General features: G+C 70.1%; 19 protein-coding genes. 14 read left to right on the top strand and 5 right to left on the bottom strand.

Annotated features, from left to right (window positions below):
- Nucleotide 1 precedes the first annotated feature (1 nt).
- The 13 genes from ACZ39I_RS31870 to nuoN are packed head-to-tail and all read left to right on the top strand — an operon-like array spanning nt 2 to nt 15,753.
- Nucleotides 2-556 carry a NuoB/complex I 20 kDa subunit family protein gene (locus ACZ39I_RS31870; RefSeq protein WP_018528252.1) on the top strand — a complete coding sequence of 185 codons (555 nt, stop codon included), beginning with the start codon at nt 2-4 and terminating at the stop codon, nt 554-556.
- On the top strand, nt 553-1,317 hold the full coding sequence (locus ACZ39I_RS31865; RefSeq protein ID WP_467248389.1) for an NADH-quinone oxidoreductase subunit C: 765 nt from the start codon (nt 553-555) through the stop codon (nt 1,315-1,317). Before ACZ39I_RS31870 ends, ACZ39I_RS31865 begins: the two co-directional genes overlap by 4 nt.
- Nucleotides 1,314-2,636 (top strand): NADH-quinone oxidoreductase subunit D, encoded by a 1,323-nt coding sequence (locus ACZ39I_RS31860; RefSeq protein WP_352390682.1) that lies wholly within the window; start codon nt 1,314-1,316, stop codon nt 2,634-2,636. Before ACZ39I_RS31865 ends, ACZ39I_RS31860 begins: the two co-directional genes overlap by 4 nt.
- Entirely contained in the window at nt 2,633-3,514 is an 882-nt protein-coding gene (gene nuoE, locus ACZ39I_RS31855) for an NADH-quinone oxidoreductase subunit NuoE (protein ID WP_467248388.1), read from the top strand. The genes ACZ39I_RS31860 and nuoE overlap by 4 nt, the downstream gene beginning before the upstream one ends.
- A complete protein-coding gene (gene nuoF, locus ACZ39I_RS31850; RefSeq protein ID WP_352390680.1) occupies nt 3,514-4,863 on the top strand; it encodes an NADH-quinone oxidoreductase subunit NuoF in 1,350 nt (449 codons plus the stop codon). Before nuoE ends, nuoF begins: the two co-directional genes overlap by 1 nt.
- Nucleotides 4,860-7,388: an NADH-quinone oxidoreductase subunit G gene (locus ACZ39I_RS31845; RefSeq protein ID WP_467248386.1), complete on the top strand. Its 2,529-nt coding sequence runs from the start codon at nt 4,860-4,862 to the stop codon at nt 7,386-7,388. The genes nuoF and ACZ39I_RS31845 overlap by 4 nt, the downstream gene beginning before the upstream one ends.
- Nucleotides 7,385-8,761, top strand: coding sequence for an NADH-quinone oxidoreductase subunit NuoH (gene nuoH / locus ACZ39I_RS31840; protein ID WP_467248385.1), 1,377 nt, complete (start codon nt 7,385-7,387; stop codon nt 8,759-8,761). Before ACZ39I_RS31845 ends, nuoH begins: the two co-directional genes overlap by 4 nt.
- Nucleotides 8,754-9,404 (top strand): NADH-quinone oxidoreductase subunit NuoI, encoded by a 651-nt coding sequence (gene nuoI, locus ACZ39I_RS31835; protein WP_467248384.1) that lies wholly within the window; start codon nt 8,754-8,756, stop codon nt 9,402-9,404. The genes nuoH and nuoI overlap by 8 nt, the downstream gene beginning before the upstream one ends.
- A complete protein-coding gene (locus ACZ39I_RS31830) occupies nt 9,401-10,255 on the top strand; it encodes an NADH-quinone oxidoreductase subunit J (protein ID WP_467248383.1) in 855 nt (284 codons plus the stop codon). Before nuoI ends, ACZ39I_RS31830 begins: the two co-directional genes overlap by 4 nt.
- Nucleotides 10,252-10,551, top strand: a complete 300-nt coding sequence (gene nuoK / locus ACZ39I_RS31825) for an NADH-quinone oxidoreductase subunit NuoK (RefSeq protein ID WP_003974374.1) — start codon at nt 10,252-10,254, stop codon at nt 10,549-10,551. The genes ACZ39I_RS31830 and nuoK overlap by 4 nt, the downstream gene beginning before the upstream one ends.
- 14 nt (nt 10,552-10,565) lie before the next feature.
- Nucleotides 10,566-12,530, top strand: coding sequence for an NADH-quinone oxidoreductase subunit L (nuoL, locus tag ACZ39I_RS31820; protein WP_467248382.1), 1,965 nt, complete (start codon nt 10,566-10,568; stop codon nt 12,528-12,530).
- A 5-nt stretch (nt 12,531-12,535) separates the two neighbouring features.
- On the top strand, nt 12,536-14,107 hold the full coding sequence (locus ACZ39I_RS31815) for an NADH-quinone oxidoreductase subunit M (RefSeq protein WP_467248381.1): 1,572 nt from the start codon (nt 12,536-12,538) through the stop codon (nt 14,105-14,107).
- Entirely contained in the window at nt 14,104-15,753 is a 1,650-nt protein-coding gene (gene nuoN, locus ACZ39I_RS31810) for an NADH-quinone oxidoreductase subunit NuoN (protein ID WP_467248379.1), read from the top strand. The genes ACZ39I_RS31815 and nuoN overlap by 4 nt, the downstream gene beginning before the upstream one ends.
- A 63-nt stretch (nt 15,754-15,816) precedes the next feature.
- Here the strand turns inward: nuoN and ACZ39I_RS31805 are convergent, their stop codons facing one another.
- Complete coding sequence (locus ACZ39I_RS31805; protein ID WP_467248377.1) at nt 15,817-16,347, bottom strand: hypothetical protein; 531 nt, start codon at nt 16,345-16,347, stop codon at nt 15,817-15,819.
- Between the two features lie 252 nt (nt 16,348-16,599).
- Here ACZ39I_RS31805 and recQ point away from each other — a divergent pair, with 252 nt between their 5' ends.
- On the top strand, nt 16,600-18,630 hold the full coding sequence (recQ, locus tag ACZ39I_RS31800; protein ID WP_467248504.1) for a DNA helicase RecQ: 2,031 nt from the start codon (nt 16,600-16,602) through the stop codon (nt 18,628-18,630).
- Nucleotides 18,631-18,722: 92 nt separating this feature from the next.
- On the opposite strand, the gene ACZ39I_RS31795 is transcribed toward recQ, so the two are convergent.
- The 4 genes from ACZ39I_RS31795 to ACZ39I_RS31780 are packed head-to-tail and all read right to left on the bottom strand — an operon-like array spanning nt 18,723 to nt 24,526.
- Nucleotides 18,723-21,509, bottom strand: coding sequence for a fumarate reductase/succinate dehydrogenase flavoprotein subunit (locus ACZ39I_RS31795; RefSeq protein ID WP_467248375.1), 2,787 nt, complete (start codon nt 21,507-21,509; stop codon nt 18,723-18,725).
- Between the two features lie 11 nt (nt 21,510-21,520).
- Nucleotides 21,521-22,309: an ABC transporter ATP-binding protein gene (locus ACZ39I_RS31790; protein ID WP_467248373.1), complete on the bottom strand. Its 789-nt coding sequence runs from the start codon at nt 22,307-22,309 to the stop codon at nt 21,521-21,523.
- On the bottom strand, nt 22,293-23,183 hold the full coding sequence (locus tag ACZ39I_RS31785; protein WP_467248371.1) for an ABC transporter permease: 891 nt from the start codon (nt 23,181-23,183) through the stop codon (nt 22,293-22,295). Before ACZ39I_RS31785 ends, ACZ39I_RS31790 begins: the two co-directional genes overlap by 17 nt.
- Entirely contained in the window at nt 23,180-24,526 is a 1,347-nt protein-coding gene (locus ACZ39I_RS31780) for an ABC transporter substrate-binding protein (protein ID WP_467248370.1), read from the bottom strand. The genes ACZ39I_RS31785 and ACZ39I_RS31780 overlap by 4 nt, the downstream gene beginning before the upstream one ends.
- Nucleotides 24,527-24,528 lie beyond the last annotated feature (2 nt).

Genomic DNA, 24,528 nt, shown 5'->3' with positions numbered 1-24,528 from the left:
CATGGGACTCGAAGAAAAGCTGCCGAGCGGCTTCCTGCTGACCACCGTCGAGCAGGCCGCGGGCTGGGTGCGCAAGTCGTCCGTCTTCCCGGCGACCTTCGGCCTGGCCTGCTGTGCCATCGAGATGATGACCACCGGCGCCGGACGCTACGACCTGGCCCGCTTCGGCATGGAGGTCTTCCGCGGCTCACCCCGCCAGGCGGACCTCATGATCGTCGCCGGCCGGGTCAGTCAGAAGATGGCGCCGGTGCTCAGGCAGGTCTACGACCAGATGCCGAACCCCAAGTGGGTCATCTCCATGGGGGTCTGCGCCTCCTCGGGCGGCATGTTCAACAACTACGCGATCGTGCAGGGCGTCGACCACATCGTCCCGGTCGACATCTATCTGCCCGGCTGCCCGCCACGGCCGGAGATGCTGATGGACGCGATTCTCAAGCTCCACCAGAAGATCCAGTCCTCCAAGCTCGGCGTGAACGCCGAGGAGGCTGCCCGCGAGGCGGAAGAGGCGGCGCTCAAGGCCCTGCCCACGATCGAGATGAAGGGGCTGCTGCGGTGAGCGACGCGAATGGCGCCAACGGCGTCAACAGGTCCGGGGAAGGGGTGAACCCGGAGAAGGACCTCGCCGCCTCCAACCTCCCCGGCCAGCGCGGTGACGGCGGTGAGGAGATCCGCGTCCAGCGCGGCATGTTCGGCGCCGACAACGGCGGCGACACCTCCGGCTACGGCGGCCTGGTCCGCTCGATCCGCCTGCCCGGGCCGGCGACCCGCCCCTACGGCGGCTGGTTCGACGAGGTCGCCGACGAACTCGAAGGCGCCCTGGAGGAGCAGGGACTGCTCCCCGGCAACGCGATCGAGAGGACGGTCGTCGACCGCGGCGAGATCACCTTCCACATCGAGCGCGAGCACCTGCTGCGCGTCGCCCGCACCCTGCGCGACGACCCGGCCCTGCGCTTCGAGCTCTGCACCGGCGTCAGCGGGGTCCACTACCTGCACGACAAGGGCCGCGAGCTGCACGCCGTCTACCACCTGCGCTCGATCACCCACAACCGGCTGATCCGCCTGGAGGTCAGCGCGCCGGACGCCGACCCGCGCATCCCGTCCCTGGTCTCGGTGTATCCGACCAACGACTGGCACGAGCGCGAGACCTACGACTTCTTCGGGATCGTCTTCGACGGCCACCCGGCCCTGACGCGGATCATGATGCCGGACGACTGGCAGGGCCACCCGCAGCGCAAGGACTATCCCCTCGGCGGCATCCCCGTCGAGTACAAGGGCGCCCAGATCCCGGCTCCGGACCAGCGGAGGTCGTACTCATGAGCACACAGCACGCCACTCCGCGCGAGACCACCGAGGGCACCGTCTACACGGTCACCGGTGGCGACTGGGACGAGGTCGTCCAGAGCGCGGCCAAGGCCGACGACGAACGCATCGTCGTCAACATGGGGCCCCAGCACCCCTCCACCCACGGGGTGCTCCGCCTGATCCTGGAGATCGACGGCGAGACGGTCACCGAGGCCCGCTGCGGCATCGGCTACCTGCACACCGGCATCGAGAAGAACCTCGAGTTCCGCACGTGGACCCAGGGCACCACGTTCGTGACGCGCATGGACTACCTGACGTCCTTCTTCAACGAGACCGCCTACTGCCTCGCCGTCGAGAAACTCCTCGGCATCGAGGACCAGATCACCGACCGGGCCACGATCATCCGGGTGCTCCTGATGGAGCTGAACCGGCTCTCCTCGCACCTGGTCTGCATCGCCACCGGCGGCATGGAACTCGGTGCCACCACGATCATGATCTACGGATTCCGTGATCGTGAAATGATTCTCGACATCTACGAGCTCATCACGGGCCTTCGGATGAACCACGCGTACATCCGCCCCGGCGGACTCGCGCAGGACCTGCCGCCCGGCGCGGTGGACCACATCCGCGAGTTCGTGAAGAAGATGAAGAAGAACCTCCCGGAGTACGACAAGCTCGCCACCGGGAACCCCATCTTCAAGGCCCGTATGCAGGACGTCGGCTATCTGGACCTGGCGGGCTGCATGGCCCTCGGCGCCACCGGACCCATCCTGCGCTCCACCGGCCTGCCGCACGACCTGCGCAAGGCACAGCCCTACTGCGGCTACGAGACCTACGAGTTCGACATCCCGACCGCCGACACCTGTGACTCCTACGGCCGCTTCCTGATCCGGCTCGAGGAGATGCGCCAGTCGCTCGGGATCATCGAGCAGTGCCTGGACCGGCTCCAGCCCGGCCCGGTCATGGTCGCCGACAAGAAGATCGCCTGGCCCGCCCAGCTCGCCCTGGGCCCCGACGGGCTCGGCAACTCCCTCGACCACATCAAGAAGATCATGGGCACCTCCATGGAGGCGCTGATCCACCACTTCAAGCTGGTCACCGAGGGCTTCCGCGTCCCGCCGGGACAGGCCTACGCGGCCGTCGAGTCGCCCAAGGGCGAACTCGGGGTGCACGCCGTGTCCGACGGCGGCACCCGCCCCTTCCGGGTCCACTTCCGCGACCCGTCCTTCACCAACCTTCAGGCCATGGCGGCGATGTGCGAGGGCGGCCAGGTCGCCGACGTCATCGTCGCTGTCGCGTCCATCGACCCCGTGATGGGAGGCGTCGACCGGTGACCACCAGTTCTTCCGAGCGGGGCGTCAGCCTGGGCATGCCCGAACTGCCCGCACCCGCTTACCCGGACGACGTCCGAGCCCGGCTGGAGACGGACGCGCGCGAGATCATCGCCCGCTACCCGGACTCCCGCTCGGCGCTCCTGCCGTTGCTGCATCTCGTGCAGGCGGAGGAGGGCCACGTCACGCGCACCGGGATGCAGTTCTGCGCGGACGTGCTGGAGCTGACCACGGCCGAGGTCACGGCGGTGGCCACCTTCTACACCATGTACCGGCGCAAGCCCTCGGGCGACTACCAGGTGGGGGTCTGCACCAACACCCTGTGCGCGGTGATGGGCGGCGACGAGATCTTCTCGGAGCTCCAGGAGCACCTGGGCGTCGGCAACGGCGAGACCACCGACGACGGCAAGGTCACCCTGGAGCACATCGAGTGCAACGCGGCCTGCGACTTCGCGCCGGTCGTGATGGTCAACTGGGAGTTCTTCGACAACCAGACCCCGGCCACCGCCAAGCGGCTCGTCGACGACCTGCGGGCGGGGCGTCCGGTCGAGCCCACGCGCGGGGCGCCGCTGTGCACCTTCAAGGAGACCGCGCGGATCCTCGCCGGCTTCCCCGACGAGCGGCCAGGAGCCGTCGAGGCAAGCGGCGGGGCCGGACCCGCGTCGCTGGTGGGCCTCCGCCTGGCCAAGGGAGAGGCCGCACCCGCGCGCGTGGTCCATCCGCGCGAAGGAGCATCGCAGGGCCGCGACGGCGCACCGCAGGACCGGGGCGCCCACGAGCCGTCCCCGTCGGAGCACCTGAGCTCACATGACGCGCCACAGGACACGTCGGCCTCCGACCCGGCCCACCCGGCCGGGCCCGCCGCCGAGGAGGGGGAGTGATGACCTTGGCACCCGAACTGAAGGACACCAGCCCCGAGAAGCTGCTCGCACCCGTGCTGTCGGCCTTCTGGGACGAGGACAAGTCCTGGACGCTGGACGTCTACAAGAGGCACGAGGGCTACGAGGGACTCCGCAAGGCGCTCGCGATGTCACCGGACGACCTGATCGCGTACGTCAAGGACTCCGGGCTGCGCGGCCGCGGCGGCGCCGGCTTCCCCACCGGAATGAAATGGCAGTTCATTCCGCAGGGAGATGGAAAGCCGCACTATCTAGTTGTCAACGCCGACGAGTCGGAGCCCGGGACGTGCAAGGACATCCCGCTCCTCTTCGCGAACCCGCACAGCCTCATCGAGGGCATGATCATCGCGTGTTACGCCATCAGGTCTTCGCATGCCTTCATCTATCTGCGGGGTGAAGTCGTCCCCGTACTGCGGCGGTTGCACTCGGCCGTGAGCGAGGCCTACGCGGCCGGCTACCTCGGACAGAACATCCTGGGCAGCGGACTCGATCTCGACATCACCGTGCACGCGGGCGCCGGCGCGTACATCTGCGGTGAGGAGACCGCACTGCTCGACTCGCTCGAAGGCCGCCGTGGTCAACCGCGGCTCCGTCCCCCCTTCCCTGCGGTCGCAGGCCTCTACGCCTGCCCGACTGTTGTGAACAACGTGGAGTCGATCGCGTCGGTTCCCGCGATTCTCCAAAGGGGGAAAGACTGGTTCAGGTCGATGGGCAGCGAGAAGTCCCCGGGCTTCACGCTCTACTCGCTCAGCGGCCACGTCGCCAGCCCCGGCCAGTACGAGGCCCCGCTCGGCGTCACCCTGCGCCAGCTCCTGGAGATGAGCGGCGGCATGCGGCCGGGCCACCGGCTGAAGTTCTGGACGCCGGGCGGCTCCTCGACACCGATGTTCACCGACGAACACCTCGACGTCCCCCTCGACTACGAGGGCGTCGGCGCGGCCGGCTCGATGCTCGGCACCAAGGCCCTGCAGTGCTTCGACGAGACGACCTGCGTCGTGCGCGCCGTCACCCGCTGGACCGAGTTCTACGCCCACGAGTCCTGCGGCAAGTGCACCCCGTGCCGTGAAGGCACGTACTGGCTGGTGCAGTTGCTGCGCGACATCGAGGCCGGCAAGGGCGTGATGTCCGACCTCGACAAGCTCAACGACATCGCCGACAACATCAACGGCAAGTCGTTCTGCGCGCTCGGCGACGGCGCCGCCTCGCCGATCTTCTCCTCGCTCAAGTACTTCCGCGAGGAGTACGAACAGCACATCACGGGCCGCGGCTGCCCCTTCGACCCGGCCAAGTCCACGGTCTGGGCCGACTCCCGCACGGAGGTGAACGCATGACCGTACAGCAGTCTGCTAGCGGCTCCGCCGCGGGCCAACGCTCCTCGGGCGGGGGAGAGGCGGCGGTCCCGCCGGAGGATCTCGTCTCGCTGACCATCGACGGCGTGGAGATCAGCGTGCCCAAGGGCACCCTGGTCATCCGGGCCGCCGAACAGCTCGGCATCGAGATCCCCCGGTTCTGCGACCACCCCCTCCTCGACCCGGCCGGCGCCTGCCGCCAGTGCATCGTCGAGGTCGAGGGCCAGCGAAAGCCGATGGCCTCCTGCACCATCACCTGCACCGACGGGATGGTGGTGAAGACCCACCTCACCTCGCCGGTCGCCGAGAAGGCCCAGCACGGTGTGATGGAGCTCCTCCTCATCAACCACCCGCTGGACTGCCCGGTCTGCGACAAGGGCGGCGAGTGCCCCCTGCAGAATCAGGCGATGTCCCACGGCCAGGCCGAATCCCGCTTCGAGGGCAAGAAGCGGACCTACGAGAAGCCCGTCCCCATCTCCACCCAGGTGCTGCTCGACCGTGAGCGGTGCGTGCTGTGCGCCCGCTGCACCCGCTTCTCCAACCAGGTCGCGGGCGACCCCATGATCGAACTGATCGAGCGGGGCGCGCTCCAGCAGGTCGGCACCGGCGAGGGCGACCCCTTCGAGTCGTACTTCTCCGGCAACACCATCCAGATCTGCCCGGTCGGCGCGCTCACCTCGGCGGCGTACCGATTCCGCTCCCGCCCCTTCGATCTCGTGTCCTCCCCGAGCGTGTGCGAGCACTGCTCCGGCGGCTGCGCCACCCGCACCGACCACCGGCGCGGCAAGATCATGCGCAAGCTCGCGGCCGACGATCCCGAGGTCAACGAGGAGTGGATCTGCGACAAGGGGCGCTTCGCCTTCCGGTACACGCAGCAGCGGGACCGGCTGGAGCACCCGCTGGTGCGCAACCCCGAGGGCGAGCTGGTGCCGGCGTCCTGGCCGGAGGCGCTCCAGATCGCGGCCCAGGGGCTGCTCGCGTCCCGCGGCCGGGCCGGTGTCCTTACCGGCGGCCGCCTCACCATCGAGGACGCCTACGCGTACAGCAAGTTCGCGCGCGTGGCCCTCGACACCAACGACATCGACTTCCGCGCACGCGTGCACAGCAGCGAGGAGGCCGACTTCCTGGCCGCGCGGGTCGCGGGCCGCGGCCGTGACCTCGACGGTACGGGCGTCACGTACTCCGCCCTGGAGAAGGCACCGGCGGTCCTGCTGGTCGGGTTCGAGGCCGAGGAGGAGGCGCCCGGCGTCTTCCTGAGGCTGCGCAAGGCCTGGCGCAAGCACGGCCAGAAGGTCTTCTCGCTCGCCACGTACGCCACGCGCGGCCTGGAGAAGGCGGGCGGCACGCTGCTGCCCGCCGCCCCCGGCACCGAGACCGAGTGGCTGGACGCGCTGGCCGGCGGAGCCGGTCTGGAGGGTGACGGCAGCAGGGCCGCCGAGGCGCTGCGCACCGCGGGCGCGGTGATCGTCGTCGGCGAGCGGCTGGCCGCCGCGGAGGGCGGACTGACCGCCGCCGTACGGGCCGCCTCCGCGACCGGCGCGCAGCTGGTGTGGATCCCGCGGCGGGCCGGAGAGCGCGGTGCCGTCGAGGCGGGCGCGCTGCCGTCGCTGCTGCCGGGCGGGCGTCCGGCCACCGACCCACGCGCGCGTGAGGAGGTTGCCTCGGTCTGGGGAGTGGCCGAACTCCCGCACCGCTACGGCCGGGACACCGGTCAGATCGTCGAGGCCGCGCTGTCCGGCGAACTCCAGGCCCTGGTGGTCGCGGGCGTCGAGATCGCGGACCTGCCCGATCCGGCACGCGCGCGTGAAGCGCTCCAGGAGGTCGGGTTCGTGGTGTCGCTGGAACTGCGGCCCGGTGAGGTCACCGAGCACGCAGACGTCGTCCTGCCGGTGGCCGCGGTCGCCGAGAAGGCCGGCACCTTCCTCAACTGGGAGGGCAGGGTGCGCTTCTTCGAGGCCGCCCTCAAGCCCGACCAGATGACCCGCCACCTCGCGCCCACCGACGCACGAGTGCTGCAGATGCTGGCCGACGCCATGGACATCCACCTGGGCCTGCCGGATCTGCGCACCGCGCGCGCGGAGATCGACCGGCTCGGCCCCTGGGACGGACCGCGCGGCACCGAATCCTTCGGGACCGCGGCCCAGTTGCCGCGGCCGGCCGCCGGCGAGGCCGTCCTGGCCGGACACCGGCTGCTGCTCGATCAGGGTCTCCTCCAGCAGGGCGACGAGGCGCTCGCCGGGACCCGGCACGCGGCACGCGCGCGTGTGTCGGCCGCGACGGCCGCCGAGGTGGGCGTCAAGGAGGGCGACCTCCTCGCCGTGACCGGCAAGACCGGAGTCGTCGAACTGCCGCTGCAGATCACCGAGATGCCCGACCGCGTGGTCTGGCTCCCGCTGAACTCCACGGGCCGGGGCGTCGCCACCGACGCCGGGGTGCGTCCCGGCTCCCTCGTCCGCATCGGCCCGGCGACGCTCGCGGCCGAAGCTCCCAAGGAGGTGGAGGCATGAGCCCGTACCTCGCTGCGGAAGACCTCTCGATGTTCGGCACCGACCCCTGGTGGCTCGTCGTCGTCAAGGCCGTCTTCTGCTTCGCCTTCCTGATGCTGACCGTGCTGTTCTCCATCGTGTGGGAGCGCAAGGTCGTGGCCTGGATGCAGCTGCGCATCGGCCCCAACCGGCACGGCCCCTGGGGCATGCTCCAGTCGCTCGCCGACGGCATCAAGCTGATGCTGAAGGAAGACGTCATCGTCAAGCGCGCGGACAAGGTGGTGTACATCCTCGCGCCGATCGTCGCGGCCATCCCGGCCTTCATGGCGATCGCGGTGATCCCCTTCGGCCCGTCGGACAACGAGGTCTCGATCTTCGGCCACCGCACGGCGATGCAGCTCACCGACCTGCCGATCGCGATGCTCTACATCCTCGCGGTCGCCTCGGTCGGCATCTACGGCATCGTCCTGGCGGGCTGGAGCTCCGGGTCGACGTATCCGCTGCTCGGCGGTCTGCGCTCATGCGCGCAGATGATCTCGTACGAGATCGCCATGGGCGCCGCCTTCGCCTCGGTGTTCCTCTACTCCGGGTCGATGTCCACCTCGGCGATCGTCGAGGCGCAGCAGGACCGCTGGTACATCGTCCTGCTCCCGGTCTCCTTCATCATCTACGTCATCACCATGGTCGGCGAGACCAACCGCGCCCCCTTCGACATGCCGGAGTCCGAGGGCGACCTGGTCGGCGGCTTCAACACCGAGTACTCGTCGATCAAGTTCGCGCTGTTCATGCTCGCCGAGTACGTGAACATGGTGACGGTCTCGGCCGTGACGACCACGCTCTTCCTCGGCGGCTGGCGGGCCCCCTGGCCCATCAGCACCTTCTGGGAGGGCGCCAACCACGGCTGGTGGCCGCTCCTCTGGTTCGTGATCAAGGTGCAGCTGCTGCTGTTCTTCTTCATCTGGCTGCGCGGCACGCTCCCCCGGGTCCGCTACGACCAGCTGATGAAGCTCGGCTGGAAGGTCCTCATCCCGGTCTCCGTGGTGTGGCTGATGCTCGTCGCGACCGTGCGGACCCTGCGCAACGAGAACTACGACTTCGCCGACATCGCCCTCTACGTGGGCGGCGGAGTCCTGGTCCTGCTGCTGCTCTCCTTCGTCGCCGACCTGTTCCGCGAGAAGTCGAAGGCGGCCGCGCAGCCCGCCGAACAGCCGGCCGGATTCGACCCGATGGCGGGCGGATTCCCCGTCCCGCCGCTGCCCGGACAGGAGTTGCCGCCGGTGCCCAGGCGCCGCTCGCGCCAGGAGCGGGAGCTGATTGTCAGTGGCGGGCCCGATACTCAGAGTGACGGACCGCTGAGTGGTTCTACGGATGGAAAGGAGGCGTCCGATGGCTGAGGAGCCGAAGGAGACCGAGCAGTTGAAGCCTGGCTTCATGAACCCCGTGGCCGGCTTCGGTGTGACCTTCAAGGCCATGTTCAAGAAGCGGCTGACCGAGCAGTACCCGGAGCAGAAGAAGACCACCGCTCCGCGGTTCCACGGACGGCACCAGCTCAACCGCCATCCGGACGGCCTGGAGAAGTGCGTCGGCTGCGAGCTGTGCGCCTGGGCCTGCCCCGCCGACGCCATCTATGTGGAGGGCGCCGACAACACCGAAGAGGAGCGCTACTCGCCGGGCGAGCGGTACGGCCGCGTCTATCAGATCAACTACGCCCGCTGCATCCTGTGCGGGCTGTGCATCGAGGCGTGCCCCACGCGCGCGCTGACGATGACCAACGAGTTCGAGCTGGCCGACTCCAGCCGCGCCAACCTCATCTACACCAAGGAACAGCTGCTCGCCGGCCTCGAAGAGAACATGGTCGACTCGCCCCACGCCATCTACCCCGGCATGGACGAGCAGGACTACTACCGGGGCCTGGTCACCGAGGCCGCACCCGGCACCGTGCCCCAGGTCGCCGTCTCCAAGGGCGAGGTGGTCCAGGAGGCCGACTCCACCTTCGGCGAGGACGAGCCGGCGTCGGAGGAGGTGATCGGGCGATGACCGCACCTCTCCAGCTCGCCACCACCACGCTGGCCGCCGGTACCTCCACCGGTGAGGCCTTCCAGTTCTGGGTCCTCGGCACCGTCGCCGTGATCGGCGCCCTGTGCACCGTCTTCATGAAGAAGGCCGTGCACAGCGCGCTCTGCCTCGCCGGCACCATGATCATCCTGGCGGTGTTCTACCTCGCCAACGGCGCCTACTTCCTCGGCGTCGTCCAGATCGTCGTCTACACCGGCGCGATCATGATGCTGTTCCTGTTCGTGGTGATGCTCGTCGGCGTGACCGCGGCGGACTCCCTCACGGAGACCATCAAGGGCCAGCGCTGGCTGGCCCTGCTGTGCGGGCTCGGCTTCGGCATCCTGCTGTTCGCCGGCATCGGCAACGCCTCCCTCAAGCAGTTCAACGGCCTCACCCAGGCCAACGCGGGCGGCAATGTGGAGGGCCTGGCGACCCTCATCTTCACCAAGTACGTCTTCGCCTTCGAAATCACCGGCGCCCTGCTGATCACGGCCGCCGTCGGCGCCATGGTGCTCACCCACCGCGAGCGCACCGAGCGCGCCCTGACCCAGCGCGAGATGGCCGAGAAGCGCGTCCGCGAGGGCAAGCACGTGCCGCCGCTGCCCGCCCCCGGCGTCTACGCCCGGCACAACGCGGTGGACATTGCGGGCCTGCTGCCCGACGGCACCCCGTCCGAGCTCACGGTCAGCAAGACACTGCGCGACCGCGGCCAGATCAGGGACGTCTCCGCCGAGGCGCTCAACGACCTCAAGGCGCTCGAGCAGCGCGCGGAGGAACGCCTGGAGCGGACCGGGATCGAACCGGCCACCTTCAAGAGGGAGGCGTCGAAGTGAACCCCGTCAACTACCTCTACCTCGCCGCCCTGTTGTTCACGATCGGCGCCACCGGCGTGCTGATCAGGCGCAACGCCATCGTCGTGTTCATGTGCATCGAGCTCATGCTCAACGCCTGCAACCTCGCGTTCGTCGCCTTCTCCCGGATGCACGGCAACCTCGACGGCCAGATCATCGCCTTCTTCACGATGGTCGTCGCCGCCGCGGAGGTCGTGGTCGGGCTCGCGATCATCGTGTCGCTGTTCCGTTCCCGCCACTCGGCCTCGGTCGACGACGCCAGCCTGATGAAGCTGTAAGGGGTCGCTGAATCGTGGAGAATCTGATCGCGCTGCTGATTGCGGCGCCTCTGCTCGGAGCGGCGGTCCTGCTCACCGGCGGCCGGCGGCTGGACGCCGTCGGCCACTGGATCGGCACGATCCTCGCCGGCGCCTCCTTCGTGTTCGGCGCCATCCTCTTCGCCGACCTGCTCGGCAAGGACGCCGAGCACCGCACGCTCACCCAGCACCTGTTCAGCTGGGTGCCGGTCGAGGGCTTCCAGGCGGACGTCGCCTTCCGCCTCGACCAGCTGTCGATGACGTTCGTGCTGCTGATCACGGGCGTCGGCTCGCTGATCCACCTGTACTCGATCGGGTACATGGAGCACGACGAGCGGCGCCGCCGCTTCTTCGGCTATCTGAACCTGTTCCTCGCGGCGATGCTGCTGCTCGTCCTCGCCGACAACTACCTGCTGCTGTACGTCGGCTGGGAGGGCGTCGGTCTCGCCTCCTACCTGCTGATCGGTTTCTGGCAGCACAAGCCCAGCGCGGCCACCGCGGCGAAGAAGGCCTTCCTGGTCAACCGCGTCGGCGACATGGGCCTGTCGATCGCGATCATGCTGATGTTCACGACGTTCGGCACCTTCGCCTTCGGTCCGGTCCTCGGCAGCCACGAGAAGCCCGGGCTCGTCGAGGGCGCCTCCGAGGCCACGCTCACCGGCATCGCCCTGATGCTGCTGCTCGCTGCCTGCGGCAAGTCCGCCCAGGTGCCGCTGCAGTCCTGGCTCGGGGACGCGATGGAGGGCCCGACCCCGGTCTCGGCCCTCATCCACGCGGCGACCATGGTGACCGCGGGCGTCTACCTGATCGTCCGCTCCGCCAACATCTTCAACCTCGCTCCCGACGCCCAGCTGGTCGTCACCGTCGTCGGTGCCGTCACGCTCCTGTTCGGTGCGATCGTCGGTTGCGCGAAGGACGACATCAAGAAGGCCCTCGCGGGCTCGACGATGTCGCAGATCGGCTACATGGTCCTCGCCGCGGGCCTCGGCCCCATCGGCTACGTCTTCGCGATCATGCACCTGGTGACGCACGGCTTCTTCAAGGCCGGCCTCTTCCTCGGCGCCGGCTCGGTCATGCACGGCATGAACGACGAGGTCGACATGCGCAAGTACGGCGGCCTGCGCAAGTACATGCCGATCACCTTCGTCACCTTCGGCCTCGGCTACCTGGCCATCATCGGCTTCCCGGGCCTGTCCGGCTTCTTCTCCAAGGACAAGATCATCGAGGCGGCCTTCGCCAAGGGTGGCACCGAGGGCTGGATCCTCGGCGGCGCGGCCCTGTTGGGCGCGGCCATCACCGCCTTCTACATGACGCGCGTGATGCTGATGACGTTCTTCGGAGAGGAGCGCTGGAAGAACCAGCCCACCCGCTCCCCGGAGGCCCCGAGCGCGGAGCCCGCCGCCGAGCACCACGGTGAGCACGCTGAGCCCCACCCGCACGAGTCCCCCAAGTCCATGACGATCCCGATGATCGTGCTGGCCTTCGGATCGGTCTTCGCGGGCGGCTTCTTCAGCATCGGCGACCGCTTCCTGCACTGGCTGGAGCCGGTTACCGGGCACAGCGAGGGCGACTCCCCGCTCAGCGCGGCCACCGTCACCGGCGCGACCATGGTGTGCCTGCTGATCGGCGTCGCCCTCGCCTGGGCCCAGTACGGCCGCAAACCCGTCCCGGTCGTCGCCCCGCGCGGGTCGCTGCTCACCCGGGCCGCCCGGCGCGACCTGCTCCAGGACGACTTCAACCACGTCGTCCTGGTCCGCGGCGGAGAGCACCTCACTCGCTCCCTGGTCTACGTCGACCACACCCTGGTCGACGGCGTGGTCAACGGCACGGCGGCCTCGGTCGGCGGCCTCTCCGGGCGGATGCGCAAGCTGCAGAACGGCTACGCGCGGTCGTACGCGGTCTCGATGTTCGGCGGCGCGGCGATCCTCGTCGCCGCGACCCTGCTGATGAGGGCGGTCTGATACCGATGTCCTTTCCTCTCCTGACAGCGACGGCGGTGATCCCGGCGATCGGGGCCATCGCCACGGCCGCCGTGCCGGCCGCACGGCGCACCGCGGCCAAGTGGCTGGCGCTGCTCGTCTCGCTGGCCACACTCGCCCTCGCGATCGCCGTCCTGGTCCGCTTCGACCCGGACGGTGCCCGCTACCAGCTCACCGAATCGCACGCCTGGATCGCGGACTTCGGGGTCCGGTACGAAGTGGGCGTGGACGGCATCGGGGTGGCGCTTCTCGCGCTGACCGCGCTGCTGATCCCGTTCATCATCCTCGCGGGCTGGCACGACGCCGACCCGCTGGAGACCGGAAACAGGCGGTGGCGGCCGACGCAGGGCTTCTTCGCCCTGATCCTGGCCGTCGAGGCGATGGTGATCATCTCCTTCGAGGCCACCGACGTCTTCCTGTTCTACATCTTCTTCGAAGCCATGCTCATCCCGATGTACTTCCTCATCGGCGGCTTCGGGGACCGTGCCCACGCGGGCTCCGACGAGAAGGCGGCGGCCCAACGCTCGTACGCCGCGGTCAAATTCCTGCTCTACAACCTGGTCGGCGGTCTGATCATGCTGGCCGCGGTGATCGGCCTCTACGTGGTCGCCGGGAACTTCAGCCTCCAGGCGATCGCCGAAGCACGGGCCAACGGTTCGCTCGACATGGCGACCAATACCGAACGCTGGCTGTTCCTCGGGTTCTTCTTCGCCTTCGCGGTGAAGGCGCCCCTGTGGCCGCTGCACACCTGGCTGCCCAACGCGATGGGGGAGGCCACCGCTCCGGTCGCCGTGCTCATCACGGCGGTCGTCGACAAGGTGGGCACCTTCGCGATGCTCCGCTTCTGCCTCCAGCTCTTCCCGGAGGCCAGCAAGTGGGCGACGCCCGTGATCCTCGTCCTGGCGGTGATCAGCATCATCTACGGGGCGCTGCTCGCGGTCGGCCAGCGGGACATCAAGCGGCTGGTGGCGTACGCGTCGATCTCGCACTTCGGCTTCATCATCATGGGCATCTTCGCGATGACCAGCCAGGGCCAGTCCGGCGCGACGCTCTACATGGTCAACCACGGGATCTCGACGGCCGCGCTGATGCTGGTGGCCGGCTTCCTGATCTCGCGGCGCGGCTCGCGGCTCATCGCCGACTACGGCGGTGTCCAGAAGGTCGCCCCGGTGCTCGCCGGCACCTTCCTGATCGGCGGTCTCGCGACCCTGTCCCTGCCCGGGCTCGCCCCCTTCGTGAGCGAGTTCCTGGTCCTGGTCGGCACGTTCGCGCGTTACCCGGTGATCGGCATCATCGCGACCTTCGGCATCGTGCTCGCCGCGCTCTACACCCTCGTCCTCTACCAGCGGACGATGACGGGCCCGGTCAAGCCGGAGGTCTCCGCGATGCCCGACCTGCGCGCGCGTGAGCTCGTGGTCGTGGCTCCGCTGGTCGTCCTGCTGATCTTCCTGGGCGTCTATCCGAAGCCCGTCACGGACATCGTGAACCCGGCGGTGAAGTCGACCATGTCCGACGTACACAAGAAGGACCCCAAGCCCGAGGTGGAGGCGGCCAAGTGACTGCGACAGCCGTCCACAGCCTGTGGACAAACGCGGCCGACCCGATCTCGAAGATCGACGCGCCGAAGATCGAATACGGGCAATTGTCGCCCACCCTGATCATCTTGGGCGCGGCGATCATCGGAGTGCTGGTCGAGGCCTTCGTCCCGCGCAAGTCCCGTTACTACGCCCAGCTGTTCGTGTCCGTCGTAGCGCTGTGTGCCGCCTTCGCGGCGGTCGTCGCACTGGCCGCCGACGGATACGGCACCACCAAGGCGGGCATCGCCGCCATGGGCGCGATCGCCGTCGACGGACCGGCCCTGTTCCTCCAGGGCACGATCCTGCTGGCCTCCCTGGTCGGTCTGTTCACCTTCGCCGAGCGCCGGCTCGACCCCGAGACACACGGCAACCGCGTCGACTCCTTCGCCGCGCAGGCCGCCTCCGTGCCGGGCAGCGACAGCGAGAAGGCGGCCGTGAAGGCCGGGTTCACCACCACCGAGGTGTTCCCGCTGCTGCTCTTCGCCGTCGCCGGCATGCTGATCTTCCCGGCCGCCAACGACCTGCTGACGCTGTTCGTGGCCCTGGAGGTGTTCTCGCTCCCGCTGTACCTGCTGTGCGCGCTGGCCCGCCGCAAGCGGCTCATGTCGCAGGAGGCCGCGGTCAAGTACTTCCTGCTGGGCTCGTTCGCCTCCGCGTTCACCCTGTTCGGCATCGCGCTGCTGTACGGCTACGCGGGCTCGGTGTCGTACGGCACCATCGCGAAGGTCGTCGACGGCACGATCGGCACCGTGGACCCGGCGCTCGCCGACACCATGGGCAACGACGCGCTGCTGCTGATCGGCGCCGCGATGATCGTCATGGGGCTGCTGTTCAAGGTGGGCGCGGTCCCGTTCCACATGTGGACCCCGGACGTCTACCAGGGTGCGCCGACGCCGGTCACCGGTTTCATGGCGGCGGCGACCAAGGTGGCCGCCTTCGGCGCGCTGCTCAGGATCCTCTACGTCGTCCTGCCGGGCCTGCGCTGGGACTGGCGGCCGGTCATGTGGGCCGTCGCGATCGTCACCATGCTCGGCGGTGCGATCGTCGCGATCACGCAGACCGACATCAAGCGGCTCCTTGCGTACTCGTCGATCGCGCACGCCGGGTTCATCCTCGCCGGTGTCATCGCGACCACACCGGACGGAGTGTCGTCGGTCCTCTTCTATCTGGCCGCGTACTCGTTCGTGACGATCGGCGCGTTCGCGGTGGTCACGCTGGTGCGCGACGCCGGTGGTGAGGCGACGCACCTGTCCAAGTGGGCGGGTCTGGGCCGTCGTTCGCCGCTGGTGGCCGCCGTGTTCGCGGTGTTCCTGCTGGCCTTCGCCGGTATCCCGCTGACCTCCGGCTTCGCCGGGAAGTTCGCCGTGTTCAAGGCGGCGGCGGAGGGCGGCGCGGCGCCGCTCGTCGTGGTCGGTGTGATCTCGTCGGCCATCGCCGCGTTCTTCTACATCCGCGTGATCGTGCTGATGTTCTTCAGCGAGCCGCGCCCGGAGGGACCGACGGTCGCCGTGCCCTCGCCGCTGACCATGACGGCGATCGGGGTCGGGGTGGCGGTCACCCTGGTCCTCGGTGTCGCGCCGCAGTACTTCCTGGACCTGGCGAACCAGGCGGGAGTGTTCGTGCGCTGACCTGCGGTACGTACGGGGCGGGCCCCGGTTCCCTTCGGGGGAGCCGGGGCCCGTTGCGTACGGTCAGATGTCCAAGTTCAGGTCCAGGTCCGGGCTGAGGTCCTGGTCCGTGGAGCACGTCACATCGGGGTGCGTGGAGTTGAAGAGACCGCTGGGGTTCGTCTTGTAGAGCCAGGCGTGCAGGGTGTAGCTGGAGCCCAGGTCCGGCAGGCCGGCCGGATCCTGGAACGTCTGACCGAACATCGTCGGGGTGGCGACACCCGACTCGGCCTTCACGGTCCACTCCACCGCGACGAGCCTGCGCCCGTACGGGCTGTCCTCGTAGAGGAGCGCCGCGGGCGTCTCGGGGTCGGTCGCCCCGACGTTCTCCTCGTTGACGTAGCGGTAGCCCACGCCGGGCACACAGGACGTGGGGGTGAAGCCGTCGGCGACCGCGTAGGGCTCATACGCGTAGAGGCCGGTGGCCCCGTACGTCTTGGCCAGCTCGGTCCAGACGAGCGGGTCCGGGTCGGCTGCCTGGGCGGGGACGGCGGTCAGTGACAACGCCGCCGCTGCCGCGACGGTGAGCACTGCCTTCAGGGGCCGAGGGGCCATGGTCGTTCTCCTTGAGGCGCTTGAGGCGCTTGAGGTGGGACAGGGGCGCTGCGAGGCGCGTCCGTGGGGAGGACGGGTCTCACAGCCCGCCCCAGCAGCGTGTCCCGGCTCGAACGACAGCGCCATGTGACATCGGCCGATCGAATGAGCACGGACCGTCACCGGTCCGGCCTGTGGATAACTCCGACGCTGTCGGTGCCGACCCCTATCGTGGAGGCAGTGGTCGAGGGACGACGTACGGGGGACGGGACTATGGGCGGGATGGGCGGTATCAGCGAGATGCCAGGGATCACCGGGACACCGGACGCGAGCGACAGCGAGGCACTGGCCACGCTGCACCGGGTCTTCGGATATGACGCCTTCCGCGGCGAGCAGGGGGAGGTCATCGAGCATGTGGTGGCCGGCGGGGACGCCGTCGTCCTCATGCCGACCGGCGCCGGCAAGTCGCTGTGCTACCAGATTCCGTCCCTGGTCAGACCCGGCGCGGGCATCGTCGTCTCACCGCTCATCGCGCTGATGCAGGACCAGGTGGACGCGCTCAGGGCGCTCGGCGTGCGCGCCGGCTTCATGAACTCCACGCAGGACTTCGACGAGCGCCGCGTGGTGGAGGCCGAGTTCCTGGCCGGCGAGCTTGACCTGCTCTACCTGGCACCGGAGCGGCTGCGCCTCGACGCCACCCAGGATCTCCTCTCCCGCGGCAAGATCGCCGTCTTCGCCATCGACGAGGCGCACTGCGTCTCGCAGTGGGGCCACGACTTCCGCCCCGACTATCTGACGCTGTCGGTGCTCGGCCAGCGCTGGCCCGACGTCCCGCGGATCGCGCTCACCGCGACGGCCACCCGTGCCACGCACGAGGAGATCACCCAGCGGCTGAACATGCCGACGGCCCGGCACTTCGTGGCGAGCTTCGACCGTCCCAACATCCAGTACCGGATCATCCCCAAGGCCGACCCCAAGAAGCAGCTGCTCGCGTTCCTGCGCGAGGAGCACGCGGGCGACGCGGGCATCGTGTACTGCCTCTCCCGCAAGTCGGTGGAGGCCACGGCCGAGTTCCTCTCCCGCAACGGCATCGAGGCGGTCCCGTACCACGCGGGCCTGGACGCCGGCACCCGCGCCGCCCACCAGTCCCGCTTCCTGCGCGAGGACGGCCTGGTGGTGGTGGCGACCATCGCCTTCGGCATGGGTATCGACAAGCCGGACGTCCGCTTCGTGGCCCACCTCGACCTGCCCAAGTCGGTCGAGGGCTACTACCAGGAGACGGGCCGCGCGGGGCGGGACGGACTGCCGTCCACGGCCTGGATGGCCTACGGCCTCAACGACGTCATACAGCAGCGCAAGATGATCCAGTCGAGCGAGGGCGACGAGGCGTTCCGGCGCCGGGCCGCCGCCCACCTGGAGTCGATGCTCGCGCTGTGCGAGACCGCGCAGTGCAGGCGCAGCCAGCTCCTGAACTACTTCGGCCAGGAACCGGAGCCCACGGGCTGCGGCAACTGCGACACCTGCCTCACCCCGCCCGAGACCTGGGACGGCACGGTCGCGGCCCAGAAGGTGCTGTCGACGATCGTGCGGCTCCAGCGGGAGCGGGGGCAGAAGTTCGGGGCGGTGCAGATCGTCGACATCCTGCTCGGCAAGCGCACCGCCAAGGTCATCCAGTTCGACCACGACCAGCTGTCCGTGTTCGGCATCGGCGAGGAGCTCTCCGAGGGCGAATGGCGAGGTGTCGTACGGCAGTTGCTGGCCCAGGGGCTGCTCGCGGTCGAGGGGGACTACGGCACGCTGGTACTGACCGAGGCGAGCGGCGCGGTGCTGCGGCGGGAGCGCGAGGTGCCGCTGCGCAAGGAGCCCAAGAAGCCGGTCGCCGCCAAGTCGGGCTCCTCGTCCTCGTCCGGGCGGGGCAAGGCCAAGGCCGCGGTGGCCGAGCTGCCCGAGGCACTGGTGCCGGCGTTCGAGGCGTTGCGGGCCTGGCGCGCCGAGCAGGCCCGTGAGCAGGGCGTCCCGGCGTACGTCATCTTCCACGACGCCACGCTCAGGGAGATCGTCACGGTGTGGCCCATGTCCGTGGCGCAGCTCGGGAGCGTCGGCGGGGTCGGTGAGAAGAAGCTCGTGACATACGGGGAGGGCGTGATCGAGGTACTCGCCGGGTTGGCCGACGTCGGTGCGGCCGCGAAGATCCCGAGCCAGGCCGGCGACGCGCACCCGGGGGCGGGTCCCGCCGCGGATCCCGGCGAGGATCACTGGCCCGAGATGGACGCGGACCCGGAGCCCGAGGACGACTGGATATAGCCGCCGCCGGGCTCCGGCGAGGGGTACGGGGTCAGGGCGCGCGGCCTCGCGCCGCGTGACGAGGCGGCACGTGCCCCGCGTCCTACCTCACCTCACAAGGCGCGTGTCGCGTACGCCCTGACGTCCGCGTCCGAGTCCGTCGTCGCCGTGGCCAGGGCCGCGCGGGCGTCCTCGGTGGCCGAGTGCCGGGTCAGGGCGAGGACGGCCGCCTTGCGGACATCGGCGTTCGGGTCGGCCAGGGCCTTGGCGAGGGCGGGGACGGCCACCTCCGGGTCGGCGGCGGACAGCGCCGTCGCGGCACCCGACCGGACCTGCCAGGCGGAGGCCGACAGGGCGGTGACGGCGCGGGCGGCGAGGGGCGCGGGGCAGCCGGTGGTGCCCAGTGCTCCGTAAGCGGCCCCCCGGACCAGGGCGTCGGGGTCCTCGGTGAGACGGCTCAGGGCGTCGAGGGTGACGTCCAGCGGGCGTTCCGCCGACACCGTCGCCAGCGCCTTGGCGATCGTCACGCGGACCTCGCGGGACGGGTCGCCGGCGGCCGCGCGGGCGAGTTCCCCGGCGGCGTCCACGGAGACGAGGGCGCGGACGGCCTCGATGCGGACGGCGATGTCCGCGTCGGCGAGGGCCCCGGCGAAGAGCTCCGTGTCACCGAGGCGCAGGGCCCGCAGGACGTCCAGGGCGGCGGCGCGGACGACCGGGTCGGACTCGGCCAGCGCGGCGGCGAGCCCCTCGCGGAGGGCGGGTTCGGGCGGCAGCGTCTCGACGAGTTCGCGCAGCGACGCGGCCGCGGCGGCCCGGACCCCGGGGTCCTGGTCGCTGAGGGACTCCGCGAGCACCGGACCGGTCCCCGGCGGTGCGGTCTCCGTCAGGACGCTGACGGCCGTACGGCGCACGGCGGGGTCGGGGTCGGACAAGTAGGTCCGCAGGGCGGCCAGTTCGGGTTCCTGCTCGGCGAGGGCGAGGAGGCCGAGCAGACGGGGTGAGACAGGGGAGAGGGGGACCGGGGCGTCCGTCACGGTGCCGGTACCGGGTTGGTCAGCGGTGCTGTCTGTGGCACCGGGCCGCCCGGCGGCGACCGGGGCCAGCTCACGCGCCCCCGCCGTCGCCACCTCCTCGGCGTGCACCTCGCCGATGTGCCGGGAGGGGCCGCCGACCGGGGCGAACTCGTCGATCGGAACCAGATAGGGAGCCACGGGACGGGCCGTGAACTCCATCGCACCCAAGGGGGACTTGTGCAGGTCGAGGTGGTGGAACCAGGAGGCGTCGTCGCGATGGGGGTGGTCGAGACGGTCGTGGTAGAGACCCCAGCGGGACTCCGTGCGGGCCAGGGACGCGCGCGCGGCCATCTCGGCGCAGTCGCGGATGAAGGAGACCTCGGCGCAGCGCATCAGCTCGTGCGGGGTCTGGGCGCCCATCGCGGCGATGTCCTCCCGCATTCGCTCGAAGGACTCCAGGGCCAGCGAGAGACGGGCGCCGGACTTCGGCGGGGCCACGTAGTCGTTCACGAAGCGGCGCAGCTTGTACTCGACCTGGGGCTGCGGCGGGCCGTCCGGGTTGCGCAGCGGGCGGTAGATCAGTTCGTGCGCCTCGCGGAGCTGGTCGAGCGGCAACTGCCCTTCGTACGGCGCGTACTGGGAGGCGTCCGCGCCCGCGAGGTCGCCGAAGACGAAGGCGCCGATCATGTAGTTGTGCGGGACGCAGGCCAGGTCGCCGGCGGCGTAGAGGCGGGGGACGGTCGTCCGGGCGTGGTCGTCGACGCGGACGCCGGAGGCCGAGTGGCCGCCGCACAGACCGATCTCGGAGATGTGCATCTCGATGTCATGGGTGCGGTAGTCGTGACCGCGGCCCTCGTGGAAGGTCCCTCGGGTGGGCCGTTCCGTGGAGTGCAGGATCGACTCCAGGGACGAGATGGACTCCTCGGGCAGGTGGCTCAGCTTCAGGTACACCGGGCCCCGGTCGGACGCGACCTCCGCCGCGAACTCGGCCATCATCTGGCCGGACCAGTAGTCGGAGTCGACGAAGCGTTCGCCGTGCCGGTTGACCTGGTAGCCGCCGAAGGGGTTGGCGACGTAGGCGCAGGCGGGGCCGTTGTAGTCCTTGATCAGCGGATTGATCTGGAAGCACTCGATACCGGTGAGCTCGGCGCCCGCGTGGTAGGCCATGGCGTAGCCGTCGCCCGCGTTGGTCGGGTTCTCGTACGTGCCGTACAGGTAGCCGGAGGCGGGCAGGCCCAGGCGGCCGCAGGCGCCGGTCGCCAGGATCACCGCGCCCGCGCGGACCGTGACGAACGCGCCGGTACGCGTGTTGAAGCCGACCGCGCCCACCGCACGCCCGTCCTCGGGAGCCGTCAGCACCCGCACCGGCATCACCCGGTTCTCGATGCGGATCCGCTCGCGCATCTCGCGCCGCCGCAGCTGCCGGTACAGGACCTTCTTGACGTCCTTGCCCTCCGGCATCGGCAGCACGTAGGAGCCGGAGCGGTGGACCTGGCGGACCGCGTAGTCGCCGTGCTCGTCCTTCTCGAACTTCACGCCGTACGACTCCAGCCGCTGCACCATGCCGAAGCCGCGGGTGGCGGTCTGGCGGACGGTGGACTGGTCGACGATGCCGTCGTTGGCGCGGGTGATCTCGGCGACGTAGTCGTCGGGTTCGGCGCGGCCGGGGATGACCGCGTTGTTGACGCCGTCCATGCCCATGGCGAGGGCGCCGGAGTGCCGGACGTGGGCCTTCTCCAGCAGCAGTACGTTCGCGCCGTGCTCGGCGGCGGTCAGGGCGGCCATGGTGCCGGCGGTGCCGCCGCCGATGACGAGGACGTCGCAGGTGAGTTCCTCGGCGTCGGTGAGCGCGGGGATCTCCAGGGGCGGGTTCACGGAGGTGGTCACCGGGGGGCCTTTCAGGTTCCGAGCGAGGAGAGGACGTCGCGCCGCAGCGCCACGCGCGCGGGATCGTCGAGCGCCGTACGGTCGCGCGGGCGCGGCACCTCGCGTACGGCGGTCAGGCGGCCGCCTCCGAGGAGCGCCACGCGGTCGCCGAGGAAGAGTGCCTCGTCCACGTCGTGGGTGACGAAGACGACGGTCGCGCCCGTGCCCCGGAGCACGTCCACCAGCAGGTCCTGCATGCCGGCGCGGGTCTGGGCGTCGAGGGCGCCGAAGGGTTCGTCCATGAGGACGGCGCGGGGTGCTCCCGCGAGGGCGCGGGCCAGCTGGGCGCGCTGGCGCTGCCCGCCGGAGACGCGGTGCGGCAAGTGCCGGGCGTGGTCGGCCAGTCCGACCCGGTCCAGCCAGGACTCGGCCTGTGCGCGGCGCTCGGTGCGCGACAGGCCCTTGATGGCCAGCGGGAGTTCGACGTTGGCGCGCAGGGTGCGCCAGGGCAGCAGGGCGTCCTCCTGGAAGACCAGAGCGCGTTCGGCACCGGGGCCGGTGAGGGACCGGCCGTCCTGGGCGACCTCGCCCGAGAGCAGGGGGAGGAGGCCGGACAGGGTGCGCAGCAGTGTGGACTTGCCGCAGCCGGAGGAGCCGACGACGGTGAGGATCTCGCCGGGGGCGATGTCCAGGTCGACGCCGGTGACCACGGGGGCGTCCGGTCGGCCGAGCGTTGCCTCCCGGAGGGTGAGGCGGGTGCCGCCTGCGGCGGACGGGGTTTGGGCCGCCGTGTCGAAGAGCGTGTCAGACGAGGTGCTCATCGCGTGCCTCCTCGGCCTCGGGTTCGGGTGCCTTGCTCAGGGGCGCGGGCCGGGCCGCGGCGCGCGGTGTCCTTGGCCGGGCCCCGGCGACGTACGACGTCCGCGGCAGCCAGCGGGTCAGCCGGCGCCCCAGCAGTTCCACAGCGGTGGAGGTCAGCCAGCCGAGGACGCCGATGGTGACCATGCCGACGAAGACGCCCGCGTAGTTGACGACGGTGTAGTCCTGCCAGGTGCGGTAGCCGACGCCGTACTGGCCGGAGATCATCTCGGCGGAGATCACACAGATCCACGAGACGCCGATGCCGACGGACAGGCCGCCGAAGATGCCGGGCAGGGCGCCCGGCAGGACGACCGAGGCGAGGATCCGCCACCGGCCGCCGCCCATGGTCAGCACCGCCTCCTCCCACACGGGGGTCAGCGCGCGGACCGCGTGCCGGGTGGAGACCAGGACGGGGAAGAAGGCGGCGGTGAAGGTGATGAAGACGATGCCCTGCTCGTTGGAGGGGAACAGCAGGATCGCGACCGGGACGAGGGCGATCGCGGGGATCGGCCGGACGACCTCCAGCACCGGCCCGAGCAGGTCCTCGGCGAGGCGGGAGCGTGCCACGAGCACGCCCGTCGCCACGCCGAGCACGGCGGCGAGCAGGAAGCCGGTGAGGATGCGGGTGAGGCTGTCGATGAGGTCCGTCCAGTAGTCGGGGCCGGACAGCCGGTCGGCGAAGGCGCGGGCCACGTCGGCGACCGTGGGGAACTGCGAGAAGCGCAGCCACAGGTCGATGTCCAGGCTGGTCAGCAGTTGCCACGCGCCGAGGGCGATCCCCAGCGAGGCCGCCCGCAGCGCGTACCGGCCGGCCACCGGCAGGGGCCGGCTCATGACGCCTGCTCCAGCGCGTCGGCGTATGTGACGACCCGGGCGCCGCCGTGCGCCGAGACGTAGGCCCGCGCGGTCTCCGGGGCGACGAAGGGCAGGAGCTGGGTGCCGTCGGCCACCCAGACCGCCTTGTCGGCGAACCAGAGGGTGCCGGTGCCGGCGTCGGGGACGTAGGCGGCGCGGACGCCGTCCCTGTGCGTGGAGACGTAGGAGAGGAGTTCGGCCGGCGTCTTGAAGCTCCGGGTCGAGGAGGCGCCCTTGGGCCAGACCTCGCTCGCCGAGGCGGCGGGAGCAGCGGCGAGGCGCTGGGCGTAGCCGGCTCCGAGGGCCTTCTTGACGTACTGGTCGTCGACGAAGGAGTCCACGTCGATGTCACCGGTGAGCTTGGCCGCCTTCAGCACCGAGACGTCCTGCTTCAGCGCGGAGACCAGCTGCGGTTTGACCGCCGGGTCGAAGGTGGCGATGCCGTGGGCGCCGTTGTAGAGGTAGACGACCTCGGCGGGCAGGCCGGTGGCCTTCGCGACCGACTCGGCGGCGGCGACCGGGTGGTCGTTGAGGTAGTCGGTGGCCTCGGCCTGGGCTTTCAGGAACGCCTCCAGGACCGCAGGGCGCTTGGTGGCGAAGTCCTCGCGGGCGGTGACGCCGTGGAAGGTGGGCAGGTTCAGCTCGGCGCCGTCGTACAGGGCCCTGGCCTTGCCCTGGTAGGTGAGCAGTCCGGGCCAGGCGACGAACTGGGAGAGCGCGTCCGTGCTGCCCGCCGCCAGGGCCGAAGCGCCCACCGCAGGCTGCTGGTTGAGCTTCTCGATGCCCTTGTCGGGGTCGATGCCGGCCCGCTGGAGAGCGCGCACGAGGGTGCCGTCGGCGGCGGAGCCGACGCTGGTGGAGACCTTCTTGCCCTTGAGGTCGGCGAGGGAGGCCAGTTTCGAGCCGGGGGAGGTGACGATGGTGTTGAGTCCGCCGCGGAGGTTGTAGCCGGTGACCGAGACCAGGTGGGTGGGCTTGCCGAGCTGCTTGCCGCGGGCCGCGTTGATGAGGAGCGGGAAGTCGCCCATCGAACCGATGTCGATCTTCCCGGCGGTCATCTGGGCGGTGATCGGGGCGCCCGTGGCGTAGTCCTGCCAGTCGACCTTGTAGGTCTTGCCGTCGTGCAGGGAGTTGAGCTCCTTCTCGAAGTAGCCGAGGGAGCGCAGCAGGGTGCCGGCGGTGACCGTGTTGATGGTCTTCGACTGGTAGCCGACGGTGACGGTGACCGTGGAGCCGCCGTCCCCGGCCGCCGCGTCGCCGCCGCAGCCGGTGAGGGGGAGCAGGAGGAGTGCTGCGAGAGCTGCGAGTGGTGTGCGTTTCATGG

Source organism: Streptomyces sp. NPDC024687, assembly GCF_055559055.1.
Note: the sequence above shows the minus strand (reverse complement) of the source record. Positions and strands in the feature narration are given on the sequence as shown.

Bases quoted from the DNA above. Each gene is read 5' to 3' on its own strand.
- ACZ39I_RS31780 (WP_467248370.1), bottom strand. From the start codon at position 24,526: ATGAAACGCACACCACTCGCAGCTCTCGCAGCACTCCTCCTGCTCCCC.
- ACZ39I_RS31860 (WP_352390682.1), top strand. From the start codon at position 1,314: ATGAGCACACAGCACGCCACTCCGCGCGAGACCACCGAGGGCACCGTC.
- ACZ39I_RS31790 (WP_467248373.1), bottom strand. From the start codon at position 22,309: ATGAGCACCTCGTCTGACACGCTCTTCGACACGGCGGCCCAAACCCCG.
- ACZ39I_RS31815 (WP_467248381.1), top strand. From the start codon at position 12,536: ATGTCCTTTCCTCTCCTGACAGCGACGGCGGTGATCCCGGCGATCGGG.
- ACZ39I_RS31845 (WP_467248386.1), top strand. From the start codon at position 4,860: ATGACCGTACAGCAGTCTGCTAGCGGCTCCGCCGCGGGCCAACGCTCC.
- ACZ39I_RS31870 (WP_018528252.1), top strand. From the start codon at position 2: ATGGGACTCGAAGAAAAGCTGCCGAGCGGCTTCCTGCTGACCACCGTC.
- nuoH (WP_467248385.1), top strand. From the start codon at position 7,385: ATGAGCCCGTACCTCGCTGCGGAAGACCTCTCGATGTTCGGCACCGAC.
- ACZ39I_RS31785 (WP_467248371.1), bottom strand. From the start codon at position 23,183: ATGAGCCGGCCCCTGCCGGTGGCCGGCCGGTACGCGCTGCGGGCGGCC.
- recQ (WP_467248504.1), top strand. From the start codon at position 16,600: ATGGGCGGGATGGGCGGTATCAGCGAGATGCCAGGGATCACCGGGACA.
- nuoI (WP_467248384.1), top strand. From the start codon at position 8,754: ATGGCTGAGGAGCCGAAGGAGACCGAGCAGTTGAAGCCTGGCTTCATG.
- ACZ39I_RS31830 (WP_467248383.1), top strand. From the start codon at position 9,401: ATGACCGCACCTCTCCAGCTCGCCACCACCACGCTGGCCGCCGGTACC.
- nuoF (WP_352390680.1), top strand. From the start codon at position 3,514: ATGACCTTGGCACCCGAACTGAAGGACACCAGCCCCGAGAAGCTGCTC.
- ACZ39I_RS31805 (WP_467248377.1), bottom strand. From the start codon at position 16,347: ATGGCCCCTCGGCCCCTGAAGGCAGTGCTCACCGTCGCGGCAGCGGCG.